At 47.3% G+C, this 13,102-nt stretch carries 11 protein-coding genes; 3 read left to right on the top strand and 8 right to left on the bottom strand.

Annotation, left to right across the window (positions count from 1 at the left end):
• Positions 1–29: 29 nt before the first annotated feature.
• The 3 genes from AB447_RS11890 to AB447_RS11900 form a co-directional block, all read right to left on the bottom strand.
• Positions 30–1,229: a GTP-binding protein gene (locus AB447_RS11890; RefSeq protein ID WP_048353975.1), complete on the bottom strand. Its 1,200-nt coding sequence runs from the start codon at positions 1,227–1,229 to the stop codon at positions 30–32.
• Between the two features lie 86 nt (positions 1,230–1,315).
• Positions 1,316–2,980 (bottom strand): nucleoside recognition domain-containing protein, encoded by a 1,665-nt coding sequence (locus tag AB447_RS11895; protein WP_048353974.1) that lies wholly within the window; start codon positions 2,978–2,980, stop codon positions 1,316–1,318.
• On the bottom strand, positions 2,974–4,089 hold the full coding sequence (locus tag AB447_RS11900) for an NAD(P)/FAD-dependent oxidoreductase (protein WP_048353973.1): 1,116 nt from the start codon (positions 4,087–4,089) through the stop codon (positions 2,974–2,976). Before AB447_RS11900 ends, AB447_RS11895 begins: the two co-directional genes overlap by 7 nt.
• 121 nt (positions 4,090–4,210) lie before the next feature.
• Here AB447_RS11900 and folE2 point away from each other — a divergent pair, with 121 nt between their 5' ends.
• On the top strand, positions 4,211–5,113 hold the full coding sequence (gene folE2 / locus AB447_RS11905; RefSeq protein WP_057957583.1) for a GTP cyclohydrolase FolE2: 903 nt from the start codon (positions 4,211–4,213) through the stop codon (positions 5,111–5,113).
• Between the two features lie 40 nt (positions 5,114–5,153).
• Here folE2 and AB447_RS11910 read toward each other — a convergent pair whose 3' ends face one another.
• On the bottom strand, positions 5,154–6,311 hold the full coding sequence (locus AB447_RS11910; protein WP_048353972.1) for an MFS transporter: 1,158 nt from the start codon (positions 6,309–6,311) through the stop codon (positions 5,154–5,156).
• Positions 6,312–6,425: 114 nt separating this feature from the next.
• Between AB447_RS11910 and AB447_RS11915 the strand changes: the two genes are divergently transcribed.
• Positions 6,426–6,734, top strand: coding sequence for an ArsR/SmtB family transcription factor (locus AB447_RS11915; protein WP_048406788.1), 309 nt, complete (start codon positions 6,426–6,428; stop codon positions 6,732–6,734).
• 33 nt (positions 6,735–6,767) lie between these two features.
• On the opposite strand, the gene AB447_RS11920 is transcribed toward AB447_RS11915, so the two are convergent.
• From AB447_RS11920 to AB447_RS11930, 3 genes are all read right to left on the bottom strand, one after another.
• Positions 6,768–8,657, bottom strand: coding sequence for an ABC-F family ATP-binding cassette domain-containing protein (locus AB447_RS11920; protein ID WP_048353971.1), 1,890 nt, complete (start codon positions 8,655–8,657; stop codon positions 6,768–6,770).
• Positions 8,658–8,740: 83 nt separating this feature from the next.
• Positions 8,741–10,165 (bottom strand): SLC13 family permease, encoded by a 1,425-nt coding sequence (locus AB447_RS11925; RefSeq protein ID WP_048353970.1) that lies wholly within the window; start codon positions 10,163–10,165, stop codon positions 8,741–8,743.
• A gap of 171 nt (positions 10,166–10,336) precedes the next feature.
• Positions 10,337–10,975, bottom strand: coding sequence for a TetR/AcrR family transcriptional regulator (locus AB447_RS11930; protein WP_048353969.1), 639 nt, complete (start codon positions 10,973–10,975; stop codon positions 10,337–10,339).
• A gap of 148 nt (positions 10,976–11,123) precedes the next feature.
• Between AB447_RS11930 and cyoE the strand changes: the two genes are divergently transcribed.
• Complete coding sequence (gene cyoE / locus AB447_RS11935; protein ID WP_048353968.1) at positions 11,124–12,041, top strand: heme o synthase; 918 nt, start codon at positions 11,124–11,126, stop codon at positions 12,039–12,041.
• A gap of 201 nt (positions 12,042–12,242) precedes the next feature.
• Here the strand turns inward: cyoE and AB447_RS11940 are convergent, their stop codons facing one another.
• Complete coding sequence (locus AB447_RS11940) at positions 12,243–13,094, bottom strand: methyl-accepting chemotaxis protein (RefSeq protein ID WP_048353967.1); 852 nt, start codon at positions 13,092–13,094, stop codon at positions 12,243–12,245.
• Positions 13,095–13,102 lie beyond the last annotated feature (8 nt).

Genomic DNA, 13,102 nt, shown 5'->3' on the forward strand with positions numbered 1-13,102 from the left:
GCTCCTCTTTTGCCTTTTGGTTTCTTTGTTTATGCTTTTTGAATCACCCAATCAAACGGATCAGGCAGTAATGACCAATCATCCGCCATCTCGGAATCTGTCAGCAGGCATCGGTCCGCTTCGGCTGAAATTTCTTCAGGCGAAAGGTCGATTCCGATAAAGACGAGCTTTGTATGGCGGTCGCCGAATTCGGCATCCCAATCCTGTAAAACCTCCGGCTCTTCCTTTAAGATTCGTTCCTGTTCTTGCTTCGGCAATGCTGCCACCCAGTACGAGACCGGCTCAAGACTGGCGGACGGACCAGCCTGCGACATCAATAAGGCAAGGTTGTTCCTCGTCGCGCACCAGGCAATTCCTTTCGCTCTGACAACATTTTCCGAAAGCGTTTGGATCCAGTTATAAAACCGCTCTGTGTGAAAAGGGCGACGCGCTTCATACACGAAGGAAGAAATCCCGTATTCCTCAGTCTCAGGCGTATGCTGCTCATGCCCCTGATTTAATTCCCTTAGCCACCCCGCCGAACTGCTTGCTTTCTCAAAATCAAACAATCGTGTATTCAAAATCTTTTCCGGATCAACTTCCCCTTTGACCGCCCGGATGATTTTCGCACCAGGCTGCAACGTTCTCAGCACTTTCTCCAGCTTTGCCAGCTCTTCTTGAGACACAAGATCGCATTTATTCAAAATCAGCACATCGCAAAATTCGATCTGGTCAATGAGGAGATCGGCAATATCACGCTCATCCTCTTCGCCGACGGCTTCTTTTCTGTCCAGCAGGCTGTCCCCTGACTGAAAGTCGTGCCAAAAACGATTGGCGTCGACAACCGTGACCATCGTATCCAACCGGCAAAACCGGGTTAAGTCGATGCCCAGTTCCTCATCGATGTAGGAAAAGGTTTGCGCGACCGGAATCGGCTCGCTGATCCCGGTCGACTCGATCACGATATAATCAATATTCCCTTGTTTGGCGAGCTTTTCAACCTCCACCAGCAAATCCTCTCTCAGCGTGCAGCAGATGCAGCCGTTCGACATTTCGACCAGCTTTTCATCCGTCCTTGAAAGGCCTCCGCCCTGCTTGACCAGTCCGGCGTCGATGTTCACTTCACTCATGTCATTGACGATGACGGCAACCTTCAGGCCCCGGCGGTTTTGCAGTATGTAATTCAGCAAAGTCGTTTTGCCCGCCCCGAGGTATCCGCTTAAAACCGTTACAGGAATTTTATTGTTCATTGTCATTCTCCTTCTCTTTTTATAAATCGCAATAATTACGATTTATAAATTATTTCATCACATTTCAATCCAAAATGCAAAACCGTTCATAAAAACAGCAGCTTATATATGCACAGCAGAGCTAAAGTTGAAACAGCCGCTGTCACCATCTGTTTTCCAACGAGTCCGGCAGCAGCTTTAATTCCCAATTCTTTTGCGATTGTCCAGACCGTCACCACGCAGGCCGAAAAAGTCGATGCCAGATAAACCAATAAAAAGAGCGCGCCTCCAGATAAAGAATGTAAAAGTGTACCGCCTCCTTCATTAAACAGTAAAATGCCGTCTTTCCTGATCATTGAAAAAACAAGACCGGGTGCAGCTTCCTCCGGGACTCCGAACGCTTTCAAAACCGGCGACGCAAGCATTGTGAAGAAACGAATGATTCCCAGTTCATGTAATACCGTCGCCGCCAGACAGATGATGAGAAAGATCGGCATGGCCTGAAAAATAAACTGCTTAAGTACCGTTTTCACCCGAAATGCAGTTCCTTTCCATGAAGGCCGCTGCAAAAATGACGCCCGGTTTTTAAAATAAGAGGACCACTTCTGTTCTGCCGGATACCAAAAGCGATTATGCACGGCCCCTACTGCGGCGAGAGTCAGCAGATATGGAATAAACAGCCACTCCTTTCCCGCAGCGTGAAAAATCGAAAGGGAGGCCCCGATTTGATAACTGCATGCAGAACCGAATGAGATCATTGAAACACATTGTCTCCGGGTGCACATGCTGCATGAACGGGTCTGCTGAACAGCCACGACGTTGCAGCCAAACCCGGTTATCAACGGCACTAAATCCCGGCCGTTCATGCCGATTTTTCTCATTAAGGGATCCAATGAATCAACGATTCGATCCTTTAAGCCCGAATCATCTGCCGCAGCATTGGCTGCCGACATGAATAAAACGACCGGGAACGCCCAAACGAATGAATAAATCCCGAGAGTGATAAGGCCATAGCTCCCCGCAAGTATCGCTTCAACCCAGGACGGCCAGCCTTCCGCAGCTTTTGTGAGCGGATCGAGCAGCCATTCGTCCGCATATTGCTGCACCCATCCGGAAACATGATAAGCCGCGATCACCGGCAGCATAAACAATAAACATAAAACCGCCATCGAAAGAAGCGGCCCCCAGATGCGATGATCAAACACCATGTGTTGTGGAGACGCAGATTCAAGCTTTAAGTATTCCATCTGTTTGCGTTTAAGCGGATGAAATGAAGCATACTTTTTTAAAAAAGCAAAGAGGTGTTCTTTTTTGCTTTCCGTCATCCTTCGCGAATCGATGAGCATAATCGGCAAATCGCACCGCTCGATGTGATTAGAAAGCGCAAGGCGCATTTCCTGCGTCATTTTGTCTTTAAAGGTCACGATAAAATAGACATGTTGACAATTCGGGGGAATCAGATCGATGATCGTTCGAAGCTCTTCAGAAAAATGCGTGCCTCTTAAAACGACAATCGTATGATCCGCTTTTTCAATTTCTCTCTTCAATGCTCTTTGTGTAAGGCTGTCATCCGGCCGAACCCCGGGCGCATCCACAACCACCCAGCCTTGAAGGCTCTTGATCTCCCTTTCGGTAACAAAAACCGTCGAACCTTTGACATTGGTCTCTTCTCCGGCTTGCTGGTCTGTGATGGCGGAAAAAAGCGTCGTTTTTCCGACCGACTCCAATCCGACCAGCAGCATCCGTTTCTGTTGCTTCGGTTTTTTTAACATTCGCAATCAACCTCACAGCAGCTCAAATCAGTCAGAAACATTTGGTTCTCCTTGTATTCTGAAAGCACCTTTTCATCCAGCGGGTGTCCTAATTTTTTCAACAGGTGCTCTGCAATCACCGCAAATCTTTGCCGGAATTTATAAATAAAACAAAAGACGGCTTTCTGATGCTGGACACTGGGCCCGATTACATACAGGTTTTCCGTAATTGTCGACATATCCGCGTTCGTCAGCAGCGGTTTGCCGTTTTCCGTCCATTCAAATAAATGTTTGATTTGTTTGGCACCTGGATAAAATCCCGTCGCAATAATCGGCCGAGTTTCAGAGCGGATTTTTCGGCCGTCGGCCAAGTGAAGATCATATGCCGAGTCTCCCTTTTTCGTCATTTTCGCGACCCTGGCGTTTTCTAAAAAATGCACTTTTTCTTTTTGGTAAGCAGCTTCTATGCGCTCCCACGTATACGGCGACAGCGCCCGACTCGGGTCGGCCTCTTCATTTCCCCTTATCGAATTCGGCATGACCACCGTCACATCGCTTCCATACTCCGCGAGCTGAAAAGCGGCATCCATTGCGCTTTCATAACCGCCGACCACATAATAATGGGCTGTTTCAAATTGGCTCCATGAGGCGACTTTGCTGTTATGCAGCCCAAGTTCTGCGCCCGGAAAAGAATGCTTCGGAAACTGGAACTCCCCCGTTCCCCAAATCACGGCTCTGGCATTTAGAACGCCTTGATCCGTTTCGACCAAAAAGCCGGCCTTGTCTTTATGCAGCTTCCGCACCGCCGTGCCTTCGGCTAGAGGCAGCTGAAAATGACGGGCTAAAAGGCGTAAATACTCTCCGTATTCAGATCCGCTTAAATGCTCGCGCTGAAACGTAAAAGCTGGCGATGTCCCCGGAGCAACCGCATTTAAATCCAAAGCGCCAAATCCCTGTCCTGTAAAGGAAGGGGTAATCAGTTTCATTTCTTCGGGCCAGCGATAAAACGAGGCACCTGCGCGATCTTTTTCTAAAATAGTGAACGATTCAAAACCGAGCTTTTTCAGAACGATTCCCATTCCAATGCATGCGGGACCCGCTCCGACAATAACGATTTCGCTGTCCTGCAATATCACCACTCCTTAAAACGAAATCATTTCGATTTAAAATACGACCACTTGATTTTATCACAGCTGTCCCTCAAAATAAATAGTAATAATTACGATTTAATATCTGAAAGGAGTCTCTTCTATGAAACGCGACCTTCAATTACCGGCAAAACCGGAACGTCACCGCCTCTTCGGATCTGTCGAGGAGGTAAAAGGAACGAACCCAACCGTTAAAGAACAAATGAAAGATATACAAAATACGCCGAACGATTATTTATTTGACATTGATCAGGTCGGCGTAACAAACATTTCCCACCCGATCCGCATCACATCGGCAGTCAAGCCGTTTTCCCAGACGACGATCGGTTCATTTTCGTTAACGACTCATCTTGCGCGCAGCAGGAAAGGCATCAACATGAGCCGGCTGACTGAACAATTACAGCGATACCATGCAGAAAACTGGATCGTCGGACTTGATTCGCTGAAAGACTTTACGAAGGAACTGGCGGTCAACATGGAGCAGCAAGGGGCAGCAGTGTCTCTCGCATTTCCATGGTATTTTGAGCGGCTCAGCCCAGAACTCAAATTCCCCGGGCTGATGCACGCCGATATACATATGAATGTTTCGTATCATGAAAAAGAGGGCTGGACCGGGACAGTTGGCATCACGGCCAAAGCGGCGACACTTTGCCCCTGCTCAAAAGAAATCAGCGAGTACGGCGCCCACAATCAGCGCGGCGTCATCAAGATCACAGCGCACATCAATGACAGGGCCGCCATGCCGGAAGATTTCAAAACGGAGCTTCTCGCCGCAGCCGAAACCAATGCAAGCGCGAAGCTTTACCCCGTCTTAAAAAGACCCGACGAAAAGAAAGTAACAGAACAGGCTTACGAGAATCCGAGATTTGTAGAAGACGTCATCCGCTTAACCGCTGCTGACTTATACGAAATGGACTGGATCTCCGCTTTTGAAATCGAATGCCGCAATGAGGAATCGATACACCTGCACGATGCCATCGCGCGGCTGTCGTACTCGAAAATATAAATTGATAGGCTGCCGTCACGAACGGCAGCCTCTTGGATGATTACAAAGTCTGTTTCAGTATTTTGCTGTTTTTAAACAATAAGATTGAAAGAATATATAATACCGCCGTAAACATGGCAACCGCAAAAAATCCGCCGAATCGGGAATATAACAATCCGGCCGCCGATGCTCCCGCCGTTTGCCCTATGTACATACAGGAATTCGCCAATGAAGCGATCGTCCCTCTCGAATGAGGCGACAAGCTTTGCAAAAGGCTCATCATCAATGTAAATACGATCCCCGTAATAAAGAACATAATAAAAAAGTTAATCTCGGCAAATGAAAACTGCTTCGTTTGCGCAAGAATGACATACAGTACGGTCAAAATCGCAATCCCGGCATACAAGGAAAAAGCCCTGCCCAGCTTTGCGACCAAATGCACGCCCAATGTGCTCCCAAATAGATTTCCCAATCCTAAAATAAGCATCGCCGTTCCCACTTGACCGACATTGAACCGAAAATCATCCGCCAGCCATGTGCCCAGAAAAGAAAAAGCCGCAAAATTTCCCGTTTGAAAGATAAAATAAGCGGAAAATGTTTTCAACACCTTCGGTTCAGACAACAGCGTTCTGTAGCGGGCCGCAAGCGGAACCTTTTCTGCTGCCTGCTGATGCGGCTTTAAATCGGGCAAAACGAAATGAATGAGCCCTGCGAAGATAAACGAGCATGCTCCAAGGATCAAAAACGGAGCAGACCAATGAATGGATGCCAAATAACCGCCGATCGGCAAGCCGAGCATCTGCGAAAATGATAAACCGGCAGCAGCGATCCCCATGCTTTTTACCATCCGCTCTTTCGGAACAAGCGTTGGAATCGAAGCCCACACTTGCGGCGTCACAAACGCAGCGCTCACTCCGGCTGCAAACCGCAGCAGAATCATCGTCCAGAAATTCGGGGCAAAACCGCATAACAAGGTGCTCGCGCCGAAGGCGGCCATCCCCCAGGTCATCACCGTTTTTCGATTTAACCCGTCAGACACCGGACCGGCGATTAAAGCGAATAAAGCGTAGCCGAGCGCGTATGAACTCACGATCCAGCCGGACATTTCTACAGGGACGTTGTACAGCTCCCTTAAAGTCGGCAATAAAGGGGAAACTAAAAACGTATCCGTCCCAATCATAAACATGATCCAAAAGAAAAGCGGAAGCACCTTTTTCAAATATTGTCACCCTTTCGGTTTATTCTATTGTTCGAATATATTCGAACAATAGAATAATAGCATCGCTTATGCTACAATTCAAATCATAAGTATATGTAAGGCAGGTGAATCACATTGAGGACGCTTTACCATCCAAACCGGGATGACATCACATTATCCGCTGTTCTTTACGCACTAAGTGATCAATACAGGCTGCAAATCATTAAAAATCTCGCTGAAGCCGGAGAACAGTCGTGCAGCGCAGTCAATATCCCCATCCCTAAATCAACCCTTTCCCACCATTTTAAAGTGCTCAGGGAATCGGGAGTGATTCATACAAGAATAGACGGGACACAGCGTTTTATTTCGATTCGCGAAGACGACTTAAACAGCCGCTTCCCCGGCTTGCTTCAAGCCGTTTTGAACGCATCTGAACCGTTGTAACATGAAAAAAACTGTCGGGGGTTCCCCCGGCAGTTATGATTGTTCGAGTTCCTCGATCATCAGCGAAAGCTCGGTCCAGCGCTCCATTGCCTCTTCAAGCTCTTCAGCCGTTTTCTTTTGGTCTTCCATCAAGGTCTGGATTTTGGCAAAATCGCTGCCCGCTGCAGCGATTTCTTCTTCCAATTGTTTATGCTTTTCTTCCAAAAGCGCGATTTTATCTTCAATGCCTTCCCATTCGAGCTGATCTTTATAAGATAGCTTTTTCCTTTTCTTTTTCTCAGGTTTTGCAGGCGCGCTTTCTTCAGCAGCCGGTTTCTGGCGACTTTGTTCCTTCTGCTTGTCCATATAATCGCTGTACGATCCCTGAAAGCGTGAAATGATGCCGTTTCCTTCAAACACGAGCAGTCGGTCGACGACCCGGTCAAGAAAATAGCGGTCATGGGATACCGTAATGACGACGCCCGGGAACTGGTCCAAATAGTCTTCGAGCACGCCGAGCGTCTCAGTATCCAGATCATTTGTCGGCTCATCGAGAAACAGAACATTCGGCTCCTCCATCAGCACTTTCAGAAGATAGAGGCGCCGCTTCTCGCCGCCTGACAGCTTGCGGATGTAAGTGCGCTGCACACGGCGCGGAAAGAGGAACCTTTCCAGCATCTGTTCGGCGGTGATCACCTCGCCGTCGGCCGTTTTGACGACCTCGGCCGTCTCTTTGATATACTCGATCACCTGCAGCGAATCGTCCATCTCGTTGTGATCCTGCGTATAATAGCCGATTCTGACGGTTTGGCCGATCGTGATGGAGCCCGCTTCAGGCTTGATGCGTCCGGCCAGGGCGTTTAACAGCGTCGTCTTGCCGATGCCGTTCGGCCCGATGATGCCGACGCGGTCGCCAGGGACGATGAGCTCCTGAAATGACGTGACAAGCTTTCTTCCGCCGCGGCTGATCTCCACTCCTTCAGCCTCGATTACCTGTTTTCCGAGACGGTGGGAGCCGATCGCAAAATCAAGGGATGAAGCGGCTTCAGGCGCTTCCTGATCCTTCAGCTCCTCGACGCGCTGAATTCTCGCTTTCTGCTTTGTCGAACGGGCCTTTGCCCCCCTTCTCAGCCAGGCGAGCTCCCTTCTGAGCAGGTTTTGCCGCTTTGTCTCGTTTTGTTCGGCGAGCGCCTCCCGCTCAGCCCGCTTCTCCAAAAACACTTCGTAGTTTCCTTTGTACGTATAAAGGCTGCCCCGGTCAAGCTCGTAGATCCGGTTCGTCACCCGGTTAAGGAAGTAGCGGTCATGGGTCACGAGAACGACCGAACCTGAATAGCCGCTCAAATATCCTTCAAGCCATTCGATCGTTTCATTGTCGAGATGGTTTGTCGGCTCATCCAAAATGAGAATATCTGCAGGCTGTATCAACGTTTTGGCGATCGCCACCCGCTTTTTTTGGCCTCCGGAAAGGGCTCTGACTTCTTTCGTCACGTCCGTAACGCCGAGCTTCGTCAAAATCGTTTTCGCCGCCGTGTTCGCATCCCAGGCGCCATGCTCGTCCATTTTCCCTTGAGCGGCCAGCAGATCTTCCTGTTTCTTCGGATCTTCTGGAGAGGCGTTCAGCTCCTGCAGCGCTTTTTCATACGCCCTCATCGTCCGCATCATCACGGAATCGCCCGAATAAATATGTTCAAGCACCGTCTGGCTGCCGTCCAGGTCAGGCTCCTGATGCAAATACTCGGTATGGAGGCTGCCGGCTCTCGTAATCTCTCCTTTTTCCGTCGATTCATCGCCGGCAATCACCTTGAGCAGTGTGCTTTTCCCTGTTCCGTTCGGTCCGATCAAGCCGATCCGCTCATTTTCTTCGATATGAAACGATATATGGTCAAACAGTGTTTTATCTCCGTACGTTTTATATAAACCTTCCGCTTTTAAAATGCTCATGTGTCTACCAATCCTCACCTAATGTCATAGCTATATTTTAAATCAGTTAATGAAAGAAAACTAGTGAGAGGTTTATGGGCATTTTACTGCAAAACGGCGGGGAGCAGAAAATACACGCCTGTAACGATGATCAAAATGCCCGCGGCATTCAGCCAAAACCCCGCTTTGATCATATCCTTCATACTCAGCACATTTGCGCTGAAAACGGCCGCATTCGGCGGGGTCGAAATCGGCAGCATAAATGCGCACGAGGATGCGAGCGCGGCCGCCGCCATCAGCCCGTACGGCTCAACGTGAATCGCAGCGCCGAGTCCCACCGTCATCGGAATCACCATATTGGCGACAGCCGTATTCGACATAATCTCCGTCATGAATAAAATCGCTCCCGTTAACACGATTAAAACGAATAAATAAGGATGCCCTTCCAAAAGCTTCAGCTTTCCGGCGATCCATCCCGTTACATCCGTCTCGGAAAAACCGGCAGCCAGCGACAACCCGCCTCCGAACAAAAGGAGCTTCCCCCAAGGCAGCGACTGCATATCCTTCCATTCCAAAATCCGTTCGTCCTTTGTGCCCGGGATTAAAAAAAGCAGAAGCGCCCCGAGGATCGCGATCGATGTATCGGATATGTCAAACGGAAGCAAGAATTTAAACATCCATAACAATGCCGTCATCAAAAACACGGCGAACACCGTCTTCTCCTCCCGCGTCATCGGCCCGAGCGCATGCAGGTCGTGATCGATGAAATCAGGCTTTTTCCCTTCAAAGCGGCTGACTTTAAACTGCACCTTCGTCAAATATAAATATAGGATAATCAAAAAAAGAACGGTAACCGGAAATCCGAATAAAAACCATTCAAAAAACATAATCTCCCGATTCAGCATCTGTTTGGACATTGCCGCAAACACCGCATTAGGGACCGATCCGACTAATGTGGCAAGACCGCCGATCGATGCGGCATACGCTACGGACAACAGAACGCTCTTGCTGAACTTCTGAAGCGAATCCCCTTTTAAAATCCCTTTTTCCCGCACTTCTTTAATGACGGCCAGCGCAACAGGAAGCATCATCAAAGCGGTCGCGGCATTTGAAATCCACATCGACAAAAACGCCGTCGCCACCATCACGCCCAGCACAATCCGGTGGCTTTCCGTACCGATCCGCTTCAAAATATGCAGCGCCATCCGCTGATGAAGATTCCACTTCTCAATGGCGATCGCAATGATAAATCCGCCCATATACATGAAAACAATCGGATCGCCGTATGCTTTAGCCGCCGTGTCCACATCTAAACCGCCCAGTGTCGGCAGCAGAATGACGGGCAATAAAGACGCCGCCGGAATCGGCACGGCCTCCGTGATCCACCAGACGGCCGTCCAAGCCGTCACAGCCAGGACAACCCGCGGCGCATGGGCCAGCTCCGCTTCGGGAATCAGGCCGAAAATCAGCAAAAAACCGATCGGTCCCAACCATAATCCGGTCAGCTTTGTTTTCGTGTATACCTTCATACCCTTCCCCCTTATGAAGACGATTTCCTATACCACTTTCGATTTTGGAAGGGAAATTCCTTTTGAGAATTTAAAATAAAATTTTAATGATTGTGCTCCAGAAAATAAATAAGCCGCCGATCTTGTGGGCGGGCTCCTTCCTTTAAACGGCCTCGGCCTTTTGCATTAAATTTAAACTGAATCATTTCTATGGCCGTCAGTAGGGTTTTCAGGGGTTAGGAGCATATCTTTTAGTGCTTTTCCATATAAATTAGCCGGGACCTTTTCTTCATTAATAAAATTAAATATAGCAAGACCATTTTCTAATGAAAAAATGGTCCATGCGATTTCTTCCGGAGATAGAGCACTATTATGATTCTCTTTCAACATTAATTTTGCAACAGACTTAGAGATCTGATCCACGGACTCCATAATCATGCAAGACCATTTAGAGCGAACCGGCTCATTACGCATTGCATGAAGAAGAAACTCCGTATTTAAAATAATCCACTTTTGATTTTCATTCGTCACTGAAACAAAATGCTCATGCATTGCTTCAATAAAATGTGCAAGTGAATCCTGCTGGTCTATTATTTTATCGATGTTATTCACATGTAAATTCATTTGCTGTTCCAATAATGCAAGAAAGAGTTCTTCCTTGGATTTAAAATTAGAATAAACTGCACCCTTACTAAATCCGGCATGTTCAGCAATTTTTTCAACGGAAGCTCCATGAAAGCCAAGCTCTGAAAAGATCTCAACAGCCGAATGTAAAAGCATTTGCCTCGTTTCCTCTTTCCGCTCTTTTTGGTTTAACCTTCTCCTAAGCATTCTTCTTCCTCCTTCTCTTGACAATCATACCATAAAGAATTAACATACCAATTAGTATCTAAATACTAATTGGTATCTAAATTTATCCCATTCATCACAACACTTCTCTAGCCGGATTTTAAGATAATCAAATAAAGGAGAAGAACAAATGCAAATTGAAAACAAAATAATAACGGATAAAGAGACTGCCTCAACAAAATTGGCACAAACCATTAAAACAGGAATTATTAAATCTAACCTTATTCCGATGTTTGCCGGATTAACATTAGCTTTATATACTTATAAAATCAGCCTTTTTGAAAAATTGCCAGAAATAATTTTCGCTTTGGTTGGTTCAATTTTGATAATGGGGGCGGCAGGAGCTTTTAATAACTTATTTGACCGAGATATAGACTCCATTATGGAGAGAACCAAAAACAGACCGACTGTAACAGGAGAAATTAAGCCTAAAACAGTTTTATGGCTTGGTACCTTTATGGCGCTTTTCGGAATCGCCATTCTTGCGTTGACAACTTCTCTGGCAGCACTCCTAGGATTTCTAGGATTGTTTTTTTATATTGTCCCGTATACCATGTGGAGTAAAAGAAGAACAGTTTACAATACAGAGGTTGGAAGCATCGCTGGAGCTATGCCGCCTCTCATTGGATGGGCAGCTATTTATCCGGATGTTACGCATCCTGCTATTCTCGGTCTTTTTGTTATCTCTGTTATATGGCAAATGCCTCATTTTTATGCTATAGCTATTCGAAAGAATGATGAGTATAAGGCTGCGAAAGTTCCAATGCTCCCAGTTGTCAAAGGAGTTAAAAGAACATATATACAAACCAATATTTATTTAATCATCCTCATTGGAACAAGTGTCCTTTTTTATTCTTTAAGCCTTGGACTTATGCTCGTTGCCCTTCTTTTAAGTTTGATATGGTTTGGTCTTAGTGTATACGGTTACAAAAGAATGGATCCGGAAAAATGGGCAACATATATGTTTATTTACTCTTTGTTTCATATGACAATTCTTTTTTCAACTGTCATTATCTATTCTCTTATAGGCATTATTTTCAAATTATAGTATAAAGCTATCATTTGAGGTTTATGTCATCGCTTCCTATTCGCTTGTTGAGAGAAACTGTCCTGACGGGCATACAAGTTTGCTCAGCAGGTACCAAAACACGTCACACTGTGCTTCATAGAAGTAACATCATGCATCCTCCAGCCACCCGCTAAAAAAGCCGCCGGCTCATCCGGCAGCTTCCGCTGTTCAATCTATTTTTTAGTCTCCCACATGATATTCCGCCATCTTTGCGAGGTTTTGCGCGTTGCTGCTGATTTCCTGCATGGTTGCCGAAATTTGTTCAACACCGGCAGCCTGTCCGCTTGTATGCTCGTTGATGACTTCGATCGACTGTTCGAGCCCTTTCAATAACGCATGAATCTTTTTCGTGATTTCATCGATCTGTCCGACGTTTTCTTTCGAATGCGTTGCAAGCTTTCTGATTTCGTCGGCCACAACCGAGAATCCTTTGCCCGATTCGCCAGCCCTTGCAGCTTCGATCGCCGCGTTCAGCCCGAGGAGATTGCTTTGGTCTGATATGCCTTTTACGGTGACGGAAATTTTCTCGATTTCTCCGGCGCTTTCGCTGACTTGCTTTGCCTGCTTGGAGATGTCGGACATTTGCCCGGAAAATCCGCTGACAGATTCGGCGATGTCCTGAATGGCTGTAGCGGTCTGCTCAACGATCACCGACAGGTTTTCGGCAACGCGGTGAAGCTGATCCGATTTTTCAAGGCTCGTGCCGAGGCCTACGCCGCCGATGACCCGGCCTCTTTCGTCATGGAGCGGAATCGCCCTTGCCATAAGCGGAAAACCGAACAGCTCCTTCGGCACAAGGCTCGATTTCATTTGGTTCTGATGGATCGCGTCTGTAATAATGTCCCCTTCCTGCAAGGGATCCCCTGGCTTCACATCCAGGGAAAAAGTTTTCCCGGGAATGTTGATGATCAGTTTTTCCGTATCATAAATCCCGATTGTCACATCATCCTGAATGAGCGCATTCAGGAAAGGTGCGACCTTTACAAATGCGTCCAAAAGAGGATGGATTTCTGTCTGTACTGCTTCGTTCATGTTGTAAA

Source organism: Bacillus glycinifermentans (assembly GCF_001042475.2).
Lineage (GTDB): Bacteria > Bacillota > Bacilli > Bacillales > Bacillaceae > Bacillus > Bacillus glycinifermentans.